Origin of the sequence: Streptomyces sp. NPDC008150, from assembly GCF_042956945.1 — a bacterium.
Classification (GTDB): Bacteria; Actinomycetota; Actinomycetes; order Streptomycetales; family Streptomycetaceae; genus Streptomyces.
The window spans coordinates 181,651-203,119 of the sequence record NZ_JBIBHJ010000001.1; the positions used below are offsets into that span (position 1 = coordinate 181,651).

17 protein-coding genes and 1 tRNA gene are annotated in these 21,469 nt (G+C 74.4%); 13 read left to right on the top strand and 5 right to left on the bottom strand.

From position 1 onward, the window contains the following. The first annotated feature begins 178 nt into the window (after positions 1-178). The 5 genes from ACFZA0_RS00775 (at position 179) to ACFZA0_RS00795 (ending at position 8,046) form a co-directional block, all read left to right on the top strand. Positions 179-1,036, top strand: a complete 858-nt coding sequence (locus ACFZA0_RS00775; protein ID WP_391009049.1) for a fumarylacetoacetate hydrolase family protein — start codon at positions 179-181, stop codon at positions 1,034-1,036. 367 nt (positions 1,037-1,403) lie between these two features. After that, positions 1,404-1,817, top strand: coding sequence for a hypothetical protein (locus tag ACFZA0_RS00780; RefSeq protein ID WP_391009052.1), 414 nt, complete (start codon positions 1,404-1,406; stop codon positions 1,815-1,817). Next, the gene (locus ACFZA0_RS00785) at positions 1,807-2,445 is read left to right on the top strand and encodes a hypothetical protein (RefSeq protein ID WP_391009055.1); all 639 of its coding nucleotides are present in this window, start codon (positions 1,807-1,809) and stop codon (positions 2,443-2,445) included. Before ACFZA0_RS00780 ends, ACFZA0_RS00785 begins: the two co-directional genes overlap by 11 nt. Positions 2,446-2,498: 53 nt before the next feature. After that, positions 2,499-7,271, top strand: coding sequence for a putative T7SS-secreted protein (locus ACFZA0_RS00790; RefSeq protein ID WP_391009058.1), 4,773 nt, complete (start codon positions 2,499-2,501; stop codon positions 7,269-7,271). Positions 7,272-7,278: 7 nt separating this feature from the next. Then, a complete protein-coding gene (locus ACFZA0_RS00795; protein ID WP_391009060.1) occupies positions 7,279-8,046 on the top strand; it encodes a hypothetical protein in 768 nt (255 codons plus the stop codon). Between the two features lie 7 nt (positions 8,047-8,053). On the opposite strand, the gene ACFZA0_RS00800 is transcribed toward ACFZA0_RS00795, so the two are convergent. The 3 genes from ACFZA0_RS00800 to ACFZA0_RS00810 form a co-directional block, all read right to left on the bottom strand. Next, a complete protein-coding gene (locus ACFZA0_RS00800; protein ID WP_391009063.1) occupies positions 8,054-8,959 on the bottom strand; it encodes a TIGR03620 family F420-dependent LLM class oxidoreductase in 906 nt (301 codons plus the stop codon). A 200-nt stretch (positions 8,960-9,159) separates the two neighbouring features. Then, on the bottom strand, positions 9,160-9,669 hold the full coding sequence (locus ACFZA0_RS00805; RefSeq protein WP_391009066.1) for a heme-degrading domain-containing protein: 510 nt from the start codon (positions 9,667-9,669) through the stop codon (positions 9,160-9,162). After that, positions 9,666-10,760 (bottom strand): Gfo/Idh/MocA family oxidoreductase, encoded by a 1,095-nt coding sequence (locus ACFZA0_RS00810; RefSeq protein WP_391009069.1) that lies wholly within the window; start codon positions 10,758-10,760, stop codon positions 9,666-9,668. Before ACFZA0_RS00810 ends, ACFZA0_RS00805 begins: the two co-directional genes overlap by 4 nt. Positions 10,761-10,808: 48 nt before the next feature. On the opposite strand from ACFZA0_RS00810, the gene ACFZA0_RS00815 reads away from it, so the two are divergent. Together ACFZA0_RS00815 and ACFZA0_RS00820 are read left to right on the top strand one after the other, a co-directional pair. Continuing rightward, the gene (locus tag ACFZA0_RS00815; RefSeq protein WP_391009072.1) at positions 10,809-12,044 is read left to right on the top strand and encodes an ROK family protein; all 1,236 of its coding nucleotides are present in this window, start codon (positions 10,809-10,811) and stop codon (positions 12,042-12,044) included. A gap of 121 nt (positions 12,045-12,165) precedes the next feature. Then, positions 12,166-13,146, top strand: a complete 981-nt coding sequence (locus tag ACFZA0_RS00820) for a hypothetical protein (RefSeq protein WP_391009075.1) — start codon at positions 12,166-12,168, stop codon at positions 13,144-13,146. 55 nt (positions 13,147-13,201) lie between these two features. On the opposite strand, the gene ACFZA0_RS00825 is transcribed toward ACFZA0_RS00820, so the two are convergent. After that, positions 13,202-14,344: an FAD-dependent monooxygenase gene (locus tag ACFZA0_RS00825; RefSeq protein ID WP_391009078.1), complete on the bottom strand. Its 1,143-nt coding sequence runs from the start codon at positions 14,342-14,344 to the stop codon at positions 13,202-13,204. 433 nt (positions 14,345-14,777) lie between these two features. Here ACFZA0_RS00825 and ACFZA0_RS00830 point away from each other — a divergent pair, with 433 nt between their 5' ends. The 4 genes from ACFZA0_RS00830 to ACFZA0_RS00845 all read left to right on the top strand — a co-directional run bounded on the left by ACFZA0_RS00830 (position 14,778) and on the right by ACFZA0_RS00845 (position 18,040). Then, on the top strand, positions 14,778-15,815 hold the full coding sequence (locus ACFZA0_RS00830; RefSeq protein WP_391009081.1) for an AsnC family transcriptional regulator: 1,038 nt from the start codon (positions 14,778-14,780) through the stop codon (positions 15,813-15,815). A 71-nt stretch (positions 15,816-15,886) separates the two neighbouring features. Beyond that, complete coding sequence (locus ACFZA0_RS00835) at positions 15,887-16,687, top strand: HAD-IIA family hydrolase (protein WP_391009084.1); 801 nt, start codon at positions 15,887-15,889, stop codon at positions 16,685-16,687. 91 nt (positions 16,688-16,778) lie between these two features. Beyond that, entirely contained in the window at positions 16,779-17,336 is a 558-nt protein-coding gene (locus ACFZA0_RS00840) for a hypothetical protein (RefSeq protein ID WP_391009087.1), read from the top strand. 11 nt (positions 17,337-17,347) lie between these two features. Continuing rightward, on the top strand, positions 17,348-18,040 hold the full coding sequence (locus ACFZA0_RS00845) for a class F sortase (RefSeq protein WP_391009090.1): 693 nt from the start codon (positions 17,348-17,350) through the stop codon (positions 18,038-18,040). Between the two features lie 429 nt (positions 18,041-18,469). Here the strand turns inward: ACFZA0_RS00845 and ACFZA0_RS00850 are convergent. Continuing rightward, positions 18,470-18,543 (bottom strand) — tRNA-Lys (locus ACFZA0_RS00850). Between the two features lie 218 nt (positions 18,544-18,761). Between ACFZA0_RS00850 and ACFZA0_RS00855 the strand changes: the two genes are divergently transcribed. After that, positions 18,762-20,105 (top strand): peptidoglycan-binding protein, encoded by a 1,344-nt coding sequence (locus ACFZA0_RS00855; RefSeq protein ID WP_391009092.1) that lies wholly within the window; start codon positions 18,762-18,764, stop codon positions 20,103-20,105. A gap of 149 nt (positions 20,106-20,254) precedes the next feature. Then, on the top strand, positions 20,255-21,388 hold the full coding sequence (locus tag ACFZA0_RS00860) for an SPFH domain-containing protein (protein WP_391009095.1): 1,134 nt from the start codon (positions 20,255-20,257) through the stop codon (positions 21,386-21,388). The last annotated feature ends 81 nt before the right edge of the window (positions 21,389-21,469 follow it).

A 21,469-nucleotide genomic window follows, 5' to 3' on the forward strand; every position in this document is an offset into this window, starting at 1 on the left:
GCGGCGTCGTCCGACCGGCGCCGGCGCGGCGGGGAGCGGGGGCGGCGGCCGTCCGCGGGTACGCGGGGTTGCGTGCGGGGCGGGTGTGCCAGGAGGATCGTCCGGTCCTCCGACGGGCCTGTCCGCCGCACCGGCCGGGTTCGTCGCCGGGCGCCCGCGATCGAGGGAGATTGTGCTCATGAAGCTGCTGCGAGTCGGTACGGCGGGAGCGGAGCGCCCCGCGCTGCTCGACGACGGCGGGACCCTGCGCGACCTGTCCGGGGTCGTCCCCGAGATCGACGGGCCGCTGCTCGCCGACGACGCCGCCCTGCGGCGGATCCGCGCCGCCGCCGAGGCGGGCGGGCTGCCCGCCCTCGACGCGGACGGGCTGCGCGTCGGGCCGCCGCTGGCCGCCATCGGCAAGGTCGTCTGCATCGGGCTCAACTACCACGACCACGCCCGCGAGACGGGGGCCGAGCCGCCCGCCGAACCCGTGATCTTCCTCAAGGCCGCGGACACGGTCGTCGGGCCCCACGACACGGTGCTGGTGCCCCGCGGGTCCACGAGTACGGACTGGGAGGTCGAGCTCGCCGTCGTCATCGGGCGCACAGCCCGGTACCTGGAGTCCGCCGAGGAGGCGCTCGGGCATGTCGCCGGGTACGCCGTCGCGCACGACGTGTCCGAGCGGGAGTTCCAGATGGAGCGGGGCGGGACCTGGGACAAGGGGAAGAACTGCGAGACGTTCAACCCGTTCGGGCCCTGGCTCGTCACCGCCGACGAGGTGGGTGATCCGCAGGACCTGGCTCTGCGGCTGTGGGTGAACGGGGAGTTGAAGCAGGACGGGAACACGGCTGAGCAGATCTTTCCCGTGGGGGAAGTGGTGCGGTACGTCAGCCAGTTCATGACGCTGTATCCCGGGGACGTGATCAATACCGGGACGCCGGCGGGGGTGGCGATGGGGTGTGCGGAGCCCAAGCCGTTTCTTCGGGCCGGGGATGTGGTGGAGCTGGAGGTCGAGGGGCTGGGGCGGCAGCGGCAGGTGTTCGCGGCGGGGTAGTCGGCGGGGCGGTCGCGCGGTTCCTCGCGCCCCCTTTTTTGCGCCGTTCCCCGCGCCCCTGAGATGTCGGGCTGTTGGTACCGGGGGTGAGTGGGGTGCGGGGGGCTGTGCTTCGGGTGCGCGGTTCCTCGCGCCCCTGGGTGGGGGGTGCTTGGGCCGGGTTTGGAGAGGTGCCCGGGGGCTGCGCTTCCGTTGCGCAGTTCCCCGCGCCCCTGGGTGGGGTGGTCTTGGCCTGGGTTTGGAGAGGTGCCGGGGGTTGCGCTTCCCCCGCGCAGTTCCCCGCGCCCCTGGGTGGGGTGGGGAACTGTGTGGGTGGTGGGGTGCGTGTTCTTCTGTGGAGCTTCTGGCGTGGACGGGGGAGGGTGCGATGGCCGGCGGTGGTGATCTTGCCGAGCGGATCGGCGAGCGGCGTGACGGGGTGGGCGATCCCCGTGCGCTCGTCGGGGAGTTGCGGCGGGCCGTGCTGCTCGTGCCGCTGGTCGGCGGGGAGTTGTGGGCGGAGTGGGCGGGCGGCATCCGGTGGGTGTGCGCCTTCACCGGGGAGGTCGCGCTCGCCCGGTTCGCGCTCGCCCGTGGGGAGGGTCAAGTCCCCTGGGACTACGCCGCGTTGCTCGGTGCCCGGATCGTCGACGAGATCGTGCCCGTGCTGGACGGGCCCACCGGGATCGCGGTGGACGTCGCGACGGAGGGCGGAGCCATGTTCTTCCCGCCGGTCACGGGCATCGTGCCGGACGCCGTGGCGGTGGACCGCCTCCCGGAGGAGGCCGGCCGTGAGCGGTGACGACGACAAGGATCTCGCGCTCGACCCGGCGGCGGTCGCCAAGGTCACCAAGGGGCTCGGCGCGGCCATCGACGAGTTGGGCGAGATCGGCGACAGCACCGGGTCGGTGATGGGCAAGGGGTTCTCGAACCTCGCGATGACGCAGATGGAGGCCGGTCACCACGGACTGGCCGACGACTTCGAGGACTTCTGCGACCGGTGGGAGTGGGGTGTGCGGGCGCTCGTGCAGGACACCAGCGCGATCGCGCAGCGCCTCGGGCTCGCCGCCGGGACCCAGTGGGAGAACGACCAGTACCTGGAGGGGACGTTCAAGGTGGTCGGCAACTCGCTGCTGGGCGGGAATCCGCACGCGAGCGAGGCGGACGTCGAGAAGCAGAGCTGGGGCGACATCGCCACGCCCGACTACCTGCACCCGGACTACAGCGCCGAGTCGTTCGAGAAGGCGGGGCAGCAGGCCGAGCAGACCTGGAAGGACACCGGGCGCAGTCTGCTGACCGACGGGCAGGGCGGGTTGCAGAGCGACCTGACGAACCGGCTTCTGGGCGTCGACGACGACACCTTCCAGCAGCAACTCGACGACACGTTCGGGCCGTCGCCGGAGGAGCGGGCCAAGCAGCAGGACCAGTAGCACGACGATCGACGCAGACGGTGAAATCAGTACGGGGGACGGGGTAACCGGGCGTGGGCATAGGCGACTTCATCAGCGACATCACACCGGACTCGGTCGAGGACAAGATCAAGGACGGGGTGTCCTGGGCCGGTGACCGCGTCGAGGACGCCGGGAACTGGACGGCCGACCGCCTCGACGACGTCGGCTGGGACTCCGGCGCCGACTGGGTGCGCGACCAGTCCCGTTCGGTGGCGAACCGGATGGGCGCCGACGTCGACGAGCTGGACCTCGGCGAGACCGACGACAAGACCAAACTGGTCTACGGCAGCGCGAGCAAGCTCCGCTCCACGGCCGAGTCGCTGCTGGCGTTCCAGTCCTCGTTCGACCAAGTCGGTGACGGGCTGCGCGGGTTGGACTCCTCGAAGCTGAAGGGGGAGACGGCCGACGCGCTGCGCACCGCCGTGGCGAAGCAGCCGCCGAAGTGGTACACGGGGGCCGACGCCTGCGGGAAGGCGGCCGGCGCCCTGGAAACGTTCGCGGACACGGTGACCTGGGCGCAGGGGCGAGCGCAGACCGCGATCGACAAGTGGAAGGCGGGCACGAAGGCGTCCGAGGACGCGGCCGACGCGCACAAGAAGAAGGTCGACGACTACAACAAGGCCGTCGACCGGTACAACGCGCAGCCCTCCGACAAGCGTGACCCGTCGACGCTTCCGCCGTGCCCCGCGTCGAACTTCGACGACCCGGGCAAGTCGCTGATGCAGGAGGCCCAGGACATCCTGGCCGACGCGCGCAAGCAGCGGAACTCGGCGGCGGAGACGGCGCGTTCGGCGATACGTGCCGCGCGGGACACCGCGCCCAAGAAGCCTTCGTACGCGGACCAGTTGAAGGACGGTCTCGACGAGGTCGACGTGATGAAGGAACACTTCACCGGCGGCATCCTCAAGGGGACCGCGGGGATCGTGAACTTCGCGCGCGGGATCAACCCGATGGACCCGTACAACATCACGCACCCCGCCGAGTACCTGACCTCGCTGGACAGTCTCGCGGCCGGGCTGGTGACGGCGGCCAACGACCCGGTGGGCACCGGGTCGAAGATGCTGACGGACTTCATGAAGGACCCGTCGGAGGGGCTGGGCCGGCTGGTCCCCGACATCCTGCTGACCGTCGGCACGGGCGGTGGCGGGGCCGGGGTGAAGGCGGCCCGGCTGGCCGAGGACGCCGCCGACGCGGCCTCGGGCGCCAACCGGGTGCGCAACCTGATCGACGACGCCGCCGACGGCACCCACGACCGGCCCGACGGGGCCCGCACCACCGACGGCACCGACCCCGTCGACCTGGCCACCGGCCGGATGTTCCTGCCGCAGACCGACGTGCACCTGCCGGGGCTGCTGCCGCTGCTGTTCACCCGCCGCACCGAGTCGGGCAACGCCACCGGCGTCTTCCTCGGCCCGTCGTGGACGTCCACCGTCGACGAACGTCTCGCCGTGGACGCGATCGGTGTCGTCCACGTCGGCGCCGACGGGCTGCTGCTGCCCTACCCGCACCCCGTGCCCGGGGACCCGACGCGCAGTACCGCCACGGGAGTTCACGAGATCCTGGCCCGCGAGACCGACGGCGGCTACACCCTCACCGACCCGGTCTCCGGTCTGGTCCGCGCCTTCGCCCCGCCCGCCGGGGCCGAGCCGGGCAGTGACGGCACCGCCTGGCTGGAACGGGTCATCGACCGCAACGGCAACACGGTCACCGTCGAACGCGGCCCCGGCGGGAGGCCGTCGGCGCTCGCCGACTCCGCCGGCCGACGGATCGTGTTCGGCCTCGACGGCGACCGGATCGCCAGCCTCCACCTCGCCGGGGCCGGCCCGGACGGCGTCCCGCTGCCGCTGATGGCGTACGGCTACGAGGACGGCGACCTCACGTCCGTCACGAAGCCGTCCGGTGCCACCACCGTCTTCCTCTACGACGAGCGGCACCGGGTCGTCGCCTGGACCGACTCCAACGGGCACCGCTACGACTACGCCTACGACGACCAGGACCGCGTGATCGCCGAGGGCGGCGAGGCCGGGCACGTCCGGATCACCCTCGCGTACGGCGCCCCCGACCCGGCGACCGGGCTGCGCACCACCACCCTCACCACCGCCGACGGCCGTGTCACCCGGCACGAGATCGGCGCGCACAGCCGCATCACCGCCACCACGGACGCGCTGGGCCGCACCGCCCGCTTCCACCACGACGCGGACGGCAATCTCGTCTCCCGCACCGATCCGCTGGGCGCGACCACCCGCTTCGAGTACGACGCGGAGGGCCGGGCGGTGCGGATTGTGCGAGCTGACGGCAGTGAAGTGCGAGTCGAGCGCGGGGAGTCGGGGCTTCCGGTGGAGGTGACCGGGCCGGACGGCACCCGTACCGAGTATGAGTACGACAGGCGCGGCAACCTGGTCTTGACGGTCGATCCCGCCGGTCGTACCACGCGGTTCGGGTACGACGACCGGGGGCGCCCTGTCTTCGTCACGGACGCGCTCGGGGCGACGACCCGGGTGGAATGCGACGCGGCCGGGCTGACCACACTCGTCGTCGAGCCGTCCGGTGGCGCCACCCGCATCGAGCGGGACGGCTCGGGGCGCCCCGTCCGCGTCACCGACCCCATGGGCGCGGCCACTGGCTACCGATGGACCGCGGACGGTCTGCTCGCCCGTCGCACCGGTCCCGACGGCGCCGAGGAGACCTGGAGCTGGGACGGCGAGGGCAACTGCCTCTCGCGCACCGACGCCGTCGGGGGCACCACCCGCTGGGAGTACACCCACTTCGACCTGCCGATCGCCGTCACCGGCCCCGACGGCGCCCGGCACGAGCTGGAGCACGACCACGACCTGCGGCTCGTCGGCGTCACCGATCCGCGCGGACTGCGCTGGACGTACGAGTACGACGCGGTGGGCGAGGTGGCCCGCGAGACCGACTTCGACGGGCGCACCCTCACCTACCGCACGGACGCGGCGGGTCGCCTCGCACAGCGCACGGACGGCCTCGGCGGGACCGTCTCCTTCGAACGGGACGTACTGGGGAGAGTGCTGGCCAAGGAGGTCGACGGCCGGGTGACCAGGTACACGTACGACGCGGCCGGCCGGCTGCTGGAGGCGGTCGGACCGGACGGCACCCTCGTCAACCGCTACGACCGGCGCGGTCTGCTCACCGCGGAACTGGTCGACGGCCGCCCGATCACGTACGCCTACGACGCCCTGGGCCGACGGGTGCGCCGGACCACCCCGACCGGGCACGTGACCGCTTACGCGTACGACGCCGACGGATTGCCCGCCCGCCTCACCACCGGTGGCCGCGCGGTCGACTTCACGCACGATGCGGCAGGCCGCGAACTCACCCGCGCCTTCGGCCCCGCGCTCGTCGAGACCTCGGTGTGGGACGACGCGGGCCGCCTCACCGGCCGCCACCTCGGCATGGGCGCCCGGACCGTCGCCGGCCGTTCCTGGTCCTACCGCGCGGACGGCCGCCCGGTCTCCGTGGCGGACCGACTGGGCGGCACCCGCACCTTCGACCTCGACGCGGCGGGCCGTGTCACCGAGGTCAACAGCCAGGGCTGGAGCGAGCGCTACGCCTACGACGCGTCCGGCGACCAGACCTCGGCCGTATGGCCCGAGCGGCACCCCGGCGCCGAGGCCACCGGGGAGAGGGCCTACTCCGGCACCAGCCTCGTCCGAGCCGGCGGTGTCCACCTCACGCACGACGCCCTCGGCCGAGTCACCCGGCGGCAGCGCACCAGGCTCTCCCGGAAGCCGGACGCCTGGACCTACGAGTGGGACACCGAGAACCGCCTCACCGCCGTCACCACCCCCGACGGCACCCGCTGGCGCTACCGCTACGACCCGCTCGGCCGACGAACGGCCAAGCAGCGTTTGGGGGTTGACGGCGAGGGCGTCGTCGAGGAGGTGCGGTTCACCTGGGACGGGCTAACCCTCTGCGAGCAGACCGTCCACCATCCCGGCAGCCCGCACGTGGTCGCCCTGACCTGGGACCATCGCGACGTCGTCCCCCTCGCCCAGACCGAGCGCATCCTCACCGCCGACAGCAGGCAGGAGGAGATCGACCGCCGGTTCTACGCCATCGCCACCGACCTGACCGGAGCCCCGGCCGAACTCGTCGACGAGGAGGGGGAGATCGCCTGGCGCACCCGCACCACCCTCTGGGGCACCACCGCCTGGTCCCGCGACAGCACCGCCTACATCCCGCTCCGGTTCCCCGGCCAGTACTACGACCCGGAGACCGGCCTCCATCACAACTGCTTCCGGCACTACGACCCGGAGACCGGCCGCTACGTCTCGCCGGACCCACTGGGCCTGGGCCCGGGCCCCAACCCCCTGGCCTACGTGGCCAATCCGTACACGGGGTGCGACCCGCTGGGGCTGATGCCGAAGTACACCAGGGAGGAGCGGGCCGCGAAGCGGCTCGACAAGGTCCTGGACGACATCAAGCAGGCGGCGAGCGACGGGGCGATCAAGAAGCGCTTCGACTACCACGGTGACTCCGGACACGGCTTCACGGACGAGCGGGTTGCCGAGATCCTGAAGGAGCCGGACGCCATCTACCAGGCGTCGAACGGTAAGTTCACCTTCCGGCAGGGTGAGGACGTCGTGATCGTCGACGGTCCCGGCATCCACCAGGGCCAGGCCATCACGGCGTACGGACCCTCGGGCATCAAGGGGGACTCCGGGGTGAGCGCGCTGGGCGGCAAACCCACCGACGTCGGTGCGCCGGTCACCGACGCGGACATCACGCAGGGCAGGATCCCGGGCAAGACCGGCTTCCAGCCCCCCGCGGTGCAGATCAGATGAGGCGGCGATGACGGCGAAGATCACGAGGGTCCTGTTCGACGGCGACCTGCCCGCGACCGTGACGGACGAACCGCTGCCGTGGATGCCCCGGCTGCTCGGCGTGACCCTCGTCGTCGCGCCGTACGCGGACCGCTTCGAGCGGCACGACTTCGGCGTGCGTACGTTCGGCAGCGAGGACTTCCTCTGGGACGACCCGGACTACGTCCGCTTCGACAAGGCGGACCGGAACCTCGTCGGCGTCGAGCTGCGCATGCCCGAGGAGGCGGCCACAGCCGAGGAGTCCGCCCGGCTGCCTGTCGGACCCGCCGTGCTGCCGGGCGGGCTGCGGGCCGATGAGGTGCGGGACTTCGGGCAGCGGCCCGGCACCGTGCTGTGCCGGGCGCCCGGTGACGAGGTGCTGACCGTGCTGCGCGATCCGGCCGTCCTGGACGCCCCGTTGGACGCCCGCGTCGGCATCGCCACCGACGTCGCGCTGCTCGTCCAGGGCGGCCGGGTCGTCGGCTGGAGCCTGACCGACCCGGCCCGCCACGTGACCGCCGGGTACGAGGCCCCCGAACCGGACCAGCCTTCCGACGCGACGCGGCGGCTGTTCACGGACTGCCTCGACTTCGTCACGACCCCGCTGGTCGAGGACCTGATCGACGGCGAACAGGCCGCCCTGCGCAAGCTGCGCGTCACCGAACGGGCCCTGCGCTCAAGGACGGAGGACCCGCTGCGGACGCGGGCCCTGCTCGCCCTGATCGCCACGTCGGTGGACGCGTACGGCGACTGGTGAGTCGCCGTCAGGCGGCAGGCAGCAGCAGCCCCGCCAGCCGGCGCCACGCGTCGCGGGGGAGGTCCTCCCGGGACGCGTCGCTCACCACCTGGACCGCCACGTGGTCCGCGCCCGCCGTGTGGAACTCCTCCAGGCGGTCGCGGACGCGGTCGTCGCCGCCCCAGGCGTACAGGGCGTCGATCAGGCGGTCGCTGCCGCCGGCCGTGAAGTCGTCCTCCGTGAAGCCCAGGCGCTGGAAGTTGTTCGTGTAGTTGGGCATCTGGAGGTACGGGGCGAGGGACGTGCGGGCCAGGCCCCGGGCGACGGACGGATCCGTCTCCAGGACCACCTTGAACTCCGGTGCCAGCAGGGCCGTTTCGCCGAGAGTCCGGCGTGCCTCCGCCGTGTACTCCGGGGTCACGAGGTACGGGATCGTGCCCGCCGCGCGGTCCGCCGCCAGCTTCAGCGAGCGCGGGCCGATCGCCGCCAGCACCCGCCGGTGCGCGGGGACCCCGGCGGCGTCCAGCGCGTCCAGGTACGCCACCAGGGACGAGTACGGGCGCCGGTACTGCTCGGTGTTCTGCGCGTGGGCCACGCCCAGGCCCAGCAGGAAGCGGCCGGGGTGCGTGGCGTCCAGCTCGGTGAACTCCCGTGCCGCGTCGGCCGCTTCGTGCTGCCAGATGCTCTGGATGCTGGTGCCGACCGTGACGCGGGACGTCGCCCCGACGATCGGGACCGCGTTGCGCACCGAACTGCTGCCGCCCAGCCACAGGGTGCCGAACCCCAGCTCCTCCAACTCGGCTGCCGCGTCGGCCAGTTCGTCACGGCGGTCGGGGTCCTCGGACCGCAGGGCGATGCTCCAGACGCCGTAGCGGCCGAGCGATGCGCGGAGTTGGGCGGAGTCGCCGGTGGGATTCGTGTCGTCGTCGGTCATCGAGCTGTCCTCCTGGTGCGTGCGGGAACGCGGTTCCTCAAGTACTCGGCCGCGGTGGGCGGCACTTGATTCCTCTGCGGTACTCGCCCGGTGTCAACCGGGCCCCTCCGCGTGATCATTCCCGTTCCGCCCGCCCGGTCCCGGAGGGGACCCGGCGGCGGACTCCGGACGGGGGCCCCGTTCCCCCGTCCGGAGGTGCCTCAGTCGGAGAGGCCGAGGAACTGCTCCAGCGCCGCCACCACGAACCGGTGGTCGTCGAGCTGCGGCAGTCCCGAGACCGTCACCGCGCCGACCACCCCGACGTCCGCGACGGTGACCGGGAACGAACCGCCGTGCGCCGCGTAGGTGTCGGGGTCCAGGCGCGAGGAGTCCTCGAACGTGCTGCCCTTGGCGCGGAACCGGGTCCCCACCAGGTACGACGACGAGCCGTAGCGCTCCACGACCCGGCGCTTGCGCGCGATCCAGGCGTCGTTGTCCGGCGCCGAACCGGGCAGTGCCGCGTGGAAGAGCTGCTGCCCGGCGCGGTGGATGTCGACGGCGACCGGCGCCTGGCGCTCGCGGGCCAGCTCCACCAGCAGGGAGCCCAGCGCCCACGCGTCGTCGTTGGTGAACCGGCGGAAGATGAGGCGCCGTTCCTGCGCCTCCAGCTCCTCCACGGTCGGGGTGATCTCGGGCGTGAACTTCGGGGTGATGCCGGGCCTGTTCGTCACAGCGTCACCGTCGCACCGTCGCGGGCCGAGCGGCGGGCCGCCTCCAGGACGTCCAGCGCCGCGGCGGCCTCCAGGGCCGTCACCGGGTTCGGGGCGCCCTCGCGCACGGCGGCGGCCACGGCCGCGTAGTACGCCGGGTAGTCGCCCGGCAGCGTCGGCTCGGGGCGGCCGCCACCGGTCTGCGGGGACTCGCCGGCACCGACCCGGCCCCAGTCGCCCTCCGGCTCCGTGCCCCATTCCTCTTCCCCGCCGGGGCGCCGGCCCTCGCGCAGGGCGGCCTCCTGCGGGTCGAGGCCGTACTTCACGTAACCGGCCCGCGAGCCCAGCACCCGGAAGCGCGGGCCGAGCTGCGCGGTCGTCGCCGACACGTACAGGTGGGAGCGGACGCCGCCCGCGTGCGTGATCGCGATGAAAGTGTCGTCGTCGGTCTCCGCGCCGGGGCGCCGAATGTCGCTCTCCGCGTACACCGAGACCGCCGGGCCGAACAGGACGAGTGCCTGGTCGACGACGTGGCTGCCCAGGTCGTAGAGCAGGCCGCCGATCTCCGCCGGGTCGCCGGACTCGCGCCAGCCGCCCTTGGGGCGCGGGCGCCACCGCTCGAAGCGGGACTCGAAGCGCCACACGTCGCCGAGGCCGCCGTCGGCGATCAGCTTGCGCAGGGTCAGGAAGTCGTTGTCCCAGCGGCGGTTCTGGAAGACGGACAGCAGCAGCCCGCGCTCCTCGGCCAGCGCCGCCAGCTCCCGCGCCTCGGCCGCGGTGCCCGCGACCGGCTTGTCGACGACGACCGGCAGGCCGGCCTTCAGCGCGGCGGTGGCGAGCGGCACGTGCGTCTTGTTCGGCGAGGCGATCACGACCAGGTCGAGCTCGTCCGCCCGCGCGAACAGCTCGTCCGGGCCCGCCGCGAACCGGACGTCCGGGAACTCGGCTCGCGCCTGCTCCTGCCGCTCGGGGTTGGAGGTGACCACGGTGTCGAGCACCAGGCCCTCGGTCGCGGCGATCAGCGGGGCGTGGAACACGGAACCCGCGAGGCCGTAGCCGACGAGGCCCACGCGGAGGGGGGAGTCGGCGCTTCCAGTGATGCTTCCAGTCATGCCCTCCACTTTGGCAACGCTGTTGCCAAAGTGCAAGCGGGAGGGAGAATGGGTCGCGTGGACAACGTGGACGGTGTGGACGACGGAGCGGCCCGCGCGGGCGGCGGCGGTACGGGCGCGGACGGTACGGGCGCGGACGGTACGGCGGGGGCGCGCCGGGCGGGTGCGGGTGCCGGGAACGGGGCGGTCGCCGGAAACGGGGCGGGCGCGGGCGGCGGCGGTGTGAACCTCGTCGCCCTGCGCAGCCACAACACCGCGCTCGTGCTCGACCTGCTGCGCACCGCCGGGTCCGAGGGCATCAGCCGTCTCGAACTCGCCGAGCGGACCGGGCTCACCCCGCAGGCCGTCAGCAAGATCACCGCCCGGCTGCGGGCGGAGGGTTTCGCCGCGGAGGCCGGGCGCCGGGCGTCCACGGGCGGCAAGCCGCGCACCGTCCTGCGCCTCGTGCCCGGCGCGGGGCACGCGGTCGGGCTGCACCTCGACCGTGACGAACTCACCGCCGTGCTCTGTGATGTGACCGGCGCGGTCGTCGCCGAGCGGCACGCCCCGCTGGACCTCGGCGCCGGCGGACCGGCGGTGGTCGAGGCGGCCGCGCGCGAGGTGGAGGAACTGCCCCGGGTCGCGCTGCTCGGCGTGGGCGTGGCGCTGCCCGGACCGCTCGACCACGTGCGCGGGGTGCTGCACCGCGTCACCGGCTTCCCGGACTGGGACGGCTTCCCGCTGCGGGACGCCCTCGCCCGGCGGCTGGGCGTGCCCGTCGTCGTGGACAAGGACACCAACGCGGCGGCCCTCGCGCTCGCCGTGGGCGGGGAGGACGGGACCTTCGCCTACCTCCACCTCGGCACGGGCCTCGGCGCCGGTCTCGTGGTCGGCGGGACCGTGCACCGCGGGGCGAGGACCGGGGCGGGGGAGTTCGGCCACCAGGTGATCCAGCTCGACGGACCGCCCTGCACCTGCGGCGACCGTGGCTGCATCGAGGCGCTGTGCCTGGCGGCGGTGGAGCGCGGCGACGCGGACGAGGCGGCCCGCGTCCTCGGGGCGGGCGCCGCCAACCTCGCCGGACTGCTCGACGTCGACCTCGTCCTGCTCGGCGGCCGGACCGTCGCCGCCGCCCCCGGGCCCTACGTCCGGGGTGTCGCCGCCGTCCTGGACGCCCGTGCCCGCCGGGAGGGCTCCCCGGCCGGCGCGGTGCCCGTGCGGGCGGCGGGGCACGGCGAACGCGGGGTCGCCGAGGGTGCCGCGCAACTGCTCCTCGCACCGCTGTTCGGGCGCGGGGACGCCTGACGGGGCCGGCGGTCCCGTGCGGGGCGCCGGTGGGCCGATCGGGCGGCGGGGCGGGGCCGTTCGAGGTGCCCGCCCGGTACGGTGCCGCCCGTCCGCCGCGACCGTCCGGCAAGGTCATCGGATGATGCGACCGCGCCCGCCGTCCGTGACCCTCCCGCTCGCCGTGGCGGCCGCGTTCCTCGCCGTACCGGCTCCGGCGCACGCGGCCCCCGCCTCCGCGCCCGCGGCCCCCGCCTCCGCGCCCGCCCCGCCTTCCGCCCCGCGCGCCCTCGCCGCGGCCGCCTCCGCCGCGTGCGACGCGCCCGCCGGGCGGCGCTTCCCGATCGCCACGCGGGTGCACGGCGGCCCGACCGGCTACGCCTCCGGCGGCGGGCGCGGCCAGTGGACCGTCGACCTCGCCAACACCACCGGCCGCGCCTGCGGCGGCATCCACCCGGTGCTCGTCCTCGTCGACGACCGGCGGGCGCTGCGCCCGGCGCAGCCGCACCTGGAGTTCGACGACGGGCACCGCTACCGCCCGGTGCGCCTCACGAGGACCGACGAGGACGAACTCGTGGGCGCCTTCGGGGACAAGGACGGCTTCCCCGGGTTCACCGTGCCGGCCCACCGGACGGTCAGCGTCCGCGTCCGGCTCGCGTTCGCCGCCGACGCCGCCGCGAACCAGGTCACCGCGCGCGCCGCCGTGGTGCAGCGGCACGGCGGCGACGGGGACTGGGTGGGGGAGTCGAACGCGTACCGCTTCGCGATCGGCCCCGACGTGCCGGCCAGTGCCGTGCCCGACCCGGCGTCCCCCGACGCGGCACTGCCGCCGGGGGCGTCGACCGAGGAACCGGGCGGCGGCACCGAGTCCGGCACGGGCGGCTGGTCGGAGCCCTCCTCCGCCGGTTCCTACGCGCCGTCCGGCGGCACCTCGGCGGCGGCCTCCCCGGGCACCGGCTCCGGTGTCCCGTCCGGGGCCGCGTCACCGGGCGCGCTCTTCCCGTTCACCGGCGAACTCGCCGAGACGGGACCGGGGTTGCCGCCCGCCGTCTTCACGACCGTCGCCGGGCTCCTGGTGGCCGGGGGCGGGCTGCTCCTCGCGGGACGCCGGCTGCGCCGCTGACGCGGGGCGACGAGACCGCCGGGCGGCCCCGTCGGCGGGCCGGGCGGCGGTGCCGTCAGATCGGCCTGATCATCTCCTCCAGCACGTGCTGGGTCACCCCGGCGTGGTCGAAGTCCCGGTGGGCGGCGGGGTTCATCTCGTACTCGCCGATCGCCACCGACGATTCGACGACCAACTTGCAGCGCGCGTACCGGCGTTCGGTGTACCGCGTGAAGGCGGCCTCCAGTCCGTCGCAGGCGAGCAGGCACTGCGCCAGCACGATGCCGTCCTCCACCGCCTGCGCCGCGCCCTGTCCGAGGTGCGGCGTGACCGCGTGCACGGCGTCGCCGATCAGTACGATCCGGCCGCGGTGCCACGGCGCGGGCGCGATCAGCCACTCCTCCGGACGGAACACGATGGCGTCGGGGTCGTCCAGGAACTCGTCGCGGACCCGCCCCGCCAGACCGCCGAACGGTGCCAGGTGCTTCCTCAGCACCGCCGCCGTCTCCGCCTGTTCGATCCGGACGCCCCGCTCCCACGTCGTGTTGTAGAAGAAGTACGCGAGGTCGGGCCCGATGGGCACGAAGCCGGCCATGCCCTCGGGGCCGGCCTGGAGCACGATGCGGTCGATCTCCGGCAGCCGGGGGATGTTGACGCGGAACGCCGACTGCCCGACGTAGACCGGCCGCAGGTCCTCGGCGAGCACGTAGGGGCGGACCGCGGAGTACACGCCGTCCGCCCCCACGACGAGGTCGACGAGCCGCCGCGAGCCGTCGGTGAGGGTGACGTCGACGCCGTCCGGACCGTCCACGAGATCCGTGAACGTCCTGTCGTACTCGACGGTGACCCCCGCCGCGAGCGCCCGGTCCGTGAGGATCGCGTGCAACTGCGGCCTGGTCAGCCCGTTCATGGGCGGCAGGTCCGACCCCGGTATCCGGGCGCCCGGCATCTCGCGCAGCAACCCGCCGTCCACGTCCAGCAGTTGGCCCCAGGCCGTGGTGGCGTAGCCGGCGGCGAGGCAGGCCTCGGCGCAGCCGATCGCGTCCAGGGCGCGCAGCGCGTTCACCGGCTGGATGATGCCGACGCCGTACACCGAGGAGTGCAGGTCGGGGCGGATCTCCACGACGGTGACGGCGTACCCCGCGTCGGCCAGCGCGATCGACGCGGACAGTCCGCCGATCCCGCCGCCCACGACGAGAGCGGTGTTCTCGCGGCTCATTTCACAACCACCTCGGTTCGTTGGTTCGTCGTGCCCCGGACGGAAATCGCCGGGGCCTCTGCGTGGCGCAGGAAATGAGAATGCGGGGCGCCGGAAAGAGGGCGGAAGTGCGGGACGCGAAGGGTTACCTTGCGAACCGGCGGCGAGGAATTCCGTCACGCCGATCAGCAATGTGAGCTGCGCTTACGCGACTTGGGACCGCCCGGTGAGCGGGGTCGGGGACGGATTCCCGCACTCTTTCCGCCCGACGTGTCGGGTTTCCCGATGCGGCTACGGAGGGCTTGCCGCGTATTGCGCCCGTGCCGCATGATCGGACCCGTCGTCGATTCGGCACGGTCGGTTTCCGCCCCGCGGAGAGCCGGTCCCCGCCGCATCCCGTTCCCGGCGTCCGCCTACGATGACCGCGCCCGCCCCGGCCCGTGCAGGAGTACGCGTGACGCCTCCGACACCCGGTGCGCACGACGCGCCGCCCGCCCTCGACGAGCTCGACCTGAAGCTGCTCCAGGCGCTGGAACTCGACGGCCGGGCGTCGTTCAGCCGGATCGGGCAGGTGATCGGTGTCTCCGACCGGACCGTGGCCCGTCGCTTCCGGCGGCTGCGCACCACCGCCGGCCTCCGGGTGACCGGCACGGTCGACGACGGGCGGCTGGGCAGGACCAGCTGGATCGTGCGCCTGGGATGCGCGCACGACACGGCGGGGCCGCTGGCCGCCACCCTCGCCCGCAGGGCGGACACGTACTACGTCGACCTGGCCGCGGGCGGCACCGAGGTGGTGTGCGCGATCCGGCCGCGGGACCGGCGGGAGCGCGACGACCTGCTCCTCGAACGTCTCCGGCGCACCCCGGGGGTGACGTCGGTGGCCGCCCACTGCGTCCTGCACTCCTACTACGGCAACTCGCTGCGCTGGCTGCGCAAGATCAGCGCGCTCGGCCCCGACGAACAGGCGGCGCTCCGCCCGCGCCCGCCCGCCAGGACCCGTGCGGCGGAGGACCCGGACGCCGTCGACCGCGTCCTGCTCGACGTGCTGCGCCGCGACGGCCGGGCCCCCGTCACCGAACTCCGGGCGGCCACCGGCCAGTCGGAGACGACGGTGAAGAAGCGGCTGCAACGGCTGCGCGACACCGGGGTGCTGCACCTCGCGGTCGAGTTCGACCACGAACCCCTCGGCCGCAGCGTCGAGGCCCTGTGCTGGCTGACCGTCGCCCCGCACGCGCTGGCCGCCGCCGGGCAGGCCGTCGCCGGCCACCCCGAGGTGCGGTTCGCGGCGGCGGTCACCGGCGCCGCCAACCTCGTGCTGTCGGTGCTGTGCCGCGACACCGACGAGCTGTACGTGTTCCTCAGCGACAAGGTGGGAGCCCTGCCCGGCGTCCACACGGCGGAGACGGTGCCGACCCTGCGCCGGCTCAAGACCCTCACCCGGGAGACCGCGACCCCGGGTTCGGCTCCCTGGCCGCGGTGGCGCACGGCCTAGGCTGGGGCCGTCGGCACGCCGTGGTTCCGGCGGCCCCGCCCCTGCCCGCCCGTACGCCAGGAGAACCGCACATGGCAGACCGCAAGCCCATCGAGTCGTGGCTGACCGACATGGACGGCGTCCTCGTCCACGAGGGCGTGCCGATCCCCGGCGCCGACGCCTTCCTCAAGAAGCTGCGCGACTCCGGCCGCCCCTTCCTGGTCCTCACCAACAACTCCATCTACACCCCGCGCGACCTCCAGGCCCGGCTGCGCCGGATGGGCCTCGACGTGCCGGTGGAGAACATCTGGACGTCGGCGCTGGCCACCGCCAAGTTCCTCGACGACCAGCGCCCCGGCGGCACCGCGTACGTGATCGGCGAGGCCGGGCTGACCACCGCCCTGCACGACATCGGGTACGTCCTGACCGACCACGAGCCCGACTACGTGGTGCTCGGCGAGACCCGCACGTACTCCTTCGAGGCCATGACGAAGGCGGTCCGGCTCATCAACGGCGGGGCGCGCTTCATCTGCACCAACCCCGACGAGACCGGCCCGTCCACCGAGGGGCCGCTGCCCGCGACGGGCGCCGTCGCCGCGCTGATCACCAAGGCCACCGGCCGGCAGCCGTACTTCGCGGGCAAGCCGAACCCGCTGATGATGCGCACCGGCCTCAACGCGCTCGGCGCCCACTCGGAGTCCTCCGCCATGATCGGCGACCGGATGGACACGGACGTCCTCGCCGGCATGGAGGCCGGGATGCAGACGTTCCTCGTGCTCACCGGGCTGACCCGCGCGGAGCAGGTCGACAACTACCCCTTCCGGCCGTCCCAGATCGTCGACTCGATCGCCGACCTCGTCGAGCTGATCGACCCCGCCGACCCGACCGGCTGACGGCCCGCCCGTCCCTCCGACGGCCCAACGCCCGCCCCGCCCGGATGCGTCCGCCGGGCCGGGCGGGGAGCCTTCCCGTGGGAGGTTCACGATGGGCTCACGGACACTCGTCCTCTGCGCGGGACTGCTGACCGCCGCCGCACTCGCCCCGACGGCGTACGCGGCGGACGGCGGCGGGGTCGTCGTCACCCCGTCGGAGCCGGGACCCGGCGGTGGCGTCGCCCTGCGCGTGGACGGCTGCGGCGGCCGGACCGGCACGGCGGCGTCGGCCGCCTTCGCGGCGGACGTCCGGCTCACCCGCGAGCACGGCGCGCTGGTCGGCGAGAGCCGTGTCCGCGCAGGTCTGACGGCGGGCAGCTACGCCGTGCGCGTCGTCTGCGACGGCTCCGCCGTGCGCCCGTCCGGCCGCCTCACCGTGGGCCGCGCGCACGGCGCCACGCCCCCGCCGGCCGCCCCCTCGCCGCACGTCCCCGCCTCGCCCGTCGCCCCCGTGCACGCGGGCGGCGGCGGTGCCGCGCCGGTGGCCGCCGCCGAACCCCGGGCCACGGGTCCCGGCACGGCGCAGGCGGTCGTCGGGCTGGTGCTGGCCGGGGTGGCGGCGGTGGCCGTGGCGGTGCGCAGCGTCCGCCGGGGCCGCGGGAACGACTGAGGGGGCCGGCGATGTCCGACCGTGAGCACCGCGGGCGTTGCGCCGGCGCGGGCAGGCAGCTCACCGGCGCCGCGTGGGTACTGCTGCTGCTCGGCCTGTGGACGTGCGGCCGGGGCGTGAGCGACGCGCGGCAGGGGATCGCCGCGCCGACCACCGGCGACATCGCGGCCGTGGGCCGGCCCGCCGAGGCCGGGCTGCCGCCCGCGCACCGCCCGGCGACGGGCGCGCGCCCGCTGAGTGTCGAGATCCCGGCGGCCGGTGTCCGGGCCCGGGTCGTGGCCCGCGGCCTCGACGGGCACGGGGCCGTCGACCCGCCGCCCTTCGACCGGGCCGGCACGGTGGGCTGGTACGCGGCCGGGGCACGGCCCGGGGCGGTCGGCACCGCGCTCATGGTGGGGCACGTCGACACGGAGTCGCGGCCCGCCGTCTTCCACCGGCTCGGCACGCTGCGCACCGGCGAGCGGATACGGGTGACCCGCGCCGACGGCCGGGTCGCGGAGTTCACCGTGGACGACGTACGGGTGCAGTCCCGCCGCCACTTCGACGCCCAACAGGCGTACGGGGCAAGGCGGTCGGGGCGCGCGGAACTGCGGTTGATCACCTGCGGCGGCACCTTCGACCGCGCCGCGGGCGGCTACACGGCCAACGTGATCGTGTCCGCGTACCTCACGGGCCTCACGGACCCGGCGTCCGGCACGTCCTGAACTCCCTAACTCCCTCTGCCGGAAGTCCTGTTGGGCACCATGCCCGGTCGACGACCACTCCCCCGAAGTCGTCGACCGGGCTGGTCCTCGACCGCGCGCGCACGGGTTGCGGGAGTAACCCGGCGTCTGCGCGGGAGGTTCGAGGACGACCGGCGCCACGGACGGGCGTTCGGTCGTTGGACGGGACGACGGCCGGGGGCAGGGGCAGTCTGCTGAAACTGTAGAACGGATGAGCGCCTGAGCCTAGGGGGTTGTCGTTCGGCTCGGTCCGCGGACGCGGGGTCCGGCACGCACGTCCGCGGCACCGAGGACCGTCGGGCACCCGCGAGCCGATCCGGACGCGCGGCCGGCGGGGGAGCGCACGGCGGGTGCACGAAGAGGGCGGGCCCTGTCCGGGTGAACCCGGACGGAACCCGCCCTCTTCCGCTGTGCGCCGCCAGGGACTCGAACCCCGGACCCGCTGATTAAGAGTCAGCTGCTCTAACCAACTGAGCTAGCGGCGCCTGCTGACGTCGACAACTCTACCCGACCCCGGAGGGTGCTCCGGACCGCCCGGCACCCGCCCCGACCGGCCCCGGGGGGCGCGGGACGGGGTGCGGGGGCGCCGCGCCGGGGCGCGTACATCATTCGGACCGTCAACATGCGAATCGGGACGACAGTTGTGAAACTGGCGAATGTGCATCAGCGAGGACATCCGGACCTGGAGTGTGAGGGGAATCGCATGGGGACTCCGGTCTTCGAGGAAGTCGATCCCGCGAGTGACTGCGACTGTCCGGGCTGCGTCCTGTGGCGCCGGGTCCTGCCGCACGCGGCGGACGGCCGGGCCGGCGGCCACCCGGCGGCCCACCGGACCCTGCTGCTGGCGGCCGCGTCGGCGGCGGTGCTCGCGGCGGGCAACGCCTCGCCGGCCGCCGCGGTGGCGCACGTGGCCGAGCGGCCCGGCACTCCCGCGGGCGACGAGCCCGCCACCCCGCAGGGCGGCACCGCACCGCTGCACGGTCCCGGCGGTGCGTCCGCCGAGCCGCTCGCCGCGGCGGCGCCCTCGACGACCCGGGCGGAGATCATCAACCGGGCCAAGAAGTGGGTGGCGGCGAAGGTGCCGTACAGCATGACCAAGTACTGGTCGGACGGCTACCGGCAGGACTGCTCCGGGTTCGTCTCCATGGCCTGGGGCCTGACGGGCAACGAGTGGACGGGCAGCCTCGGCAAGTACGGCACGCGGGTCGCCAAGGGCGACCTCCAGCCCGGCGACATCCTGCTCTTCCACAACCCCGCCAACCCGACGAACGGCTCGCACGTCGTCCTGTTCGGCGGCTGGACCGACTACACCCACACCTACTACACGGCCTACGAGCAGACCCGCCCCGGCACCCGCCGCCAGACCACCCCGTACGCGTACTGGAGCCATTCGGGCCAGTACCTCGGCTACCGCTACAAGGGCCTTGCCGCCGGGGCCGGCGGCGCGGAGGCGGAGCCCGCCTCCGGCACCTCGACGCCGTACCCGGGGGCGAGGTACTTCGGGGCCGGCGCGAACAACAAGTACGTCACCCAGCTCGGCACCCTGCTCGTCGGCCGCGGTGCCGGGCGCTTCTACACCACGGGTCCCGGGCCGCGCTGGTCGGACGCGGACCGCCGGGCCACGCAGGCGTTCCAGCAGGCGCAGGGCTGGCGGGGCGCGGACGCCGACGGGCTGCCCGGCCCGCGCACCTGGCAGCTGCTGGCGACCGGGTCCGGCAAGGACATCATGGCGGGCGCGGCGGGACCGGCCGGAAAGCCCGCGAAGCCCGCCGCTCCCTCGAAACCGGCCGCTCCCGCCAAGCCCGCCGCGCCCGCCTACCCGGGGCGCGCGAGCTTCCGGCCGGGCGCCGACAACGCCCATGTCACCCAGTTGGGGCGGCAGTTGATCAAGAAGGGGTTCGGCAAGTACTACACGTCCGGGCCCGGACCGCGCTGGGGCGAGGCGGACCGGCGCAACGTCGAGGCCTTCCAGCGTGCCCAGGGCTGGCGCGGCGGCGCGGCCGACGGCTTCCCCGGCCCGGAGACCTGGCGCCGGCTGTTCCTGTAGCCGCCCCGCCCGCCCACCCGCACCCGACCCGAACCGTCCCGGCCAGGCGGCCTCCGCGCTCGCACGCGGTGCCCCGGGCCGGCCGATCCGCCCGTCCCATCGCACGGACCCCCTGTTGTGACGCATCTGGCGCGGAGGCTGGAGCACCCATGACCACGACCACCCCGAGCACCGCAGCACCCACCCCCGACCCCGACGAGACCGACGTCCTCGCCCCTCGCCCGGCGCGGCTGATCCAGAACGAGTCGACCACCGAGATCCCCGTCCACCTGCTGTTCCGCGACGACCCCGAGCCGTCGGCGGTCCGGCTCGCCCCGGCCGTCGTCGCCCGGCGGCAGGGCACCGGGGAACAGCCCCGGCTGCGCAGGCCGGCCGCCGCGCGGCCCCGCCCCGTCGCGGAGGTCGACCCCGGGCTGGCGGAGCGCCCGGCGCGGGTGCTGCCCGGCGCGGCCGGTGTGTTCGCCGGCGCGTGCGGTGCCGCGGGCTGCGCGGCGACCTCGTGGTGGGCGGGCGTGCTGCCGCCGCTCGCCGTCGACGCGCTGGGGCTGCCCGCGTCCGTGCCGGCCGGGCTCGGCCCGGCGCAATGGGCGGCGTACGCGGGCGCCGGCGCGCTCGGGCTGTTCGGCTTCGGCGGGCTGGCGCGCGGCAGGACCGGCCGGGCCTGGGTGCTCGGCATGTTCGGCCGCTACCGCGGCACCGTCCGGCGCACCGGCCTGATGTGGGTCAACCCGCTGGTGCTGCGCCGCCGGGTCGACGTGCGGCTGCGGCACTGGCGCAGCGGGGAGATGCCCGCGTCCGACCGCAGCGGGGTCGCGCTGCGCGTCGTCGTGCTCGTGGTGTGGCGGGTGCGGGACACCGCGCGGGCCACCCTCGGCGTCGAGGACCACGAGACGTATCTGCGCGAGTGCGTGGAGGCGGCGCTGGCCCGCGTCCCCGTCGCGACGCCGGGTGCCGGGACGGGCGCGGTGGAGGCGTCCGCCGAGAACCTGTCCCGGCTGGTGGCGGCGGACGCCGCGGCGGTCGGCCTGGAGGTGTTCACGGTGCGGCCGGTCCGCGTCGAGTACGCGCCCGAGGTGGCCGCCGCCATGAACCGCCGCCGCATCGCCGCCCTGGACGCCGAGCACCGGGCGAGCGTGCTCAGCTCGGTCGTCGACTCGGTGGAGGACACGGTGACCCGGCTGACCGTGCGCGGACTCGTCGAACTCGACGACTACGAGCGCAAGGCGCTGGTGAAGGACCTCACGGTGGCGTTCTGCTCGGGGCGCGGCGAAACGTCGCCGTGATTGGTCTGGACATGTCGAACGGGCGTCAATAATCTGGGACTTGGTCTAGACCTGAACGATCCGCACCCGTGGTCCGCGATG

Coding starts and splice junctions, on each gene's coding strand:
- ACFZA0_RS00775 (WP_391009049.1), top strand. CDS start 179: ATGAAGCTGCTGCGAGTCGGTACGGCGGGAGCGGAGCGCCCCGCGCTG.
- ACFZA0_RS00780 (WP_391009052.1), top strand. CDS start 1,404: ATGGCCGGCGGTGGTGATCTTGCCGAGCGGATCGGCGAGCGGCGTGAC.
- ACFZA0_RS00795 (WP_391009060.1), top strand. CDS start 7,279: ATGACGGCGAAGATCACGAGGGTCCTGTTCGACGGCGACCTGCCCGCG.
- ACFZA0_RS00800 (WP_391009063.1), bottom strand. CDS start 8,959: ATGACCGACGACGACACGAATCCCACCGGCGACTCCGCCCAACTCCGC.
- ACFZA0_RS00810 (WP_391009069.1), bottom strand. CDS start 10,760: ATGACTGGAAGCATCACTGGAAGCGCCGACTCCCCCCTCCGCGTGGGC.
- ACFZA0_RS00815 (WP_391009072.1), top strand. CDS start 10,809: ATGGGTCGCGTGGACAACGTGGACGGTGTGGACGACGGAGCGGCCCGC.
- ACFZA0_RS00820 (WP_391009075.1), top strand. CDS start 12,166: ATGATGCGACCGCGCCCGCCGTCCGTGACCCTCCCGCTCGCCGTGGCG.
- ACFZA0_RS00825 (WP_391009078.1), bottom strand. CDS start 14,344: ATGAGCCGCGAGAACACCGCTCTCGTCGTGGGCGGCGGGATCGGCGGA.
- ACFZA0_RS00835 (WP_391009084.1), top strand. CDS start 15,887: ATGGCAGACCGCAAGCCCATCGAGTCGTGGCTGACCGACATGGACGGC.
- ACFZA0_RS00840 (WP_391009087.1), top strand. CDS start 16,779: ATGGGCTCACGGACACTCGTCCTCTGCGCGGGACTGCTGACCGCCGCC.
- ACFZA0_RS00845 (WP_391009090.1), top strand. CDS start 17,348: ATGTCCGACCGTGAGCACCGCGGGCGTTGCGCCGGCGCGGGCAGGCAG.
- ACFZA0_RS00855 (WP_391009092.1), top strand. CDS start 18,762: ATGGGGACTCCGGTCTTCGAGGAAGTCGATCCCGCGAGTGACTGCGAC.
- ACFZA0_RS00860 (WP_391009095.1), top strand. CDS start 20,255: ATGACCACGACCACCCCGAGCACCGCAGCACCCACCCCCGACCCCGAC.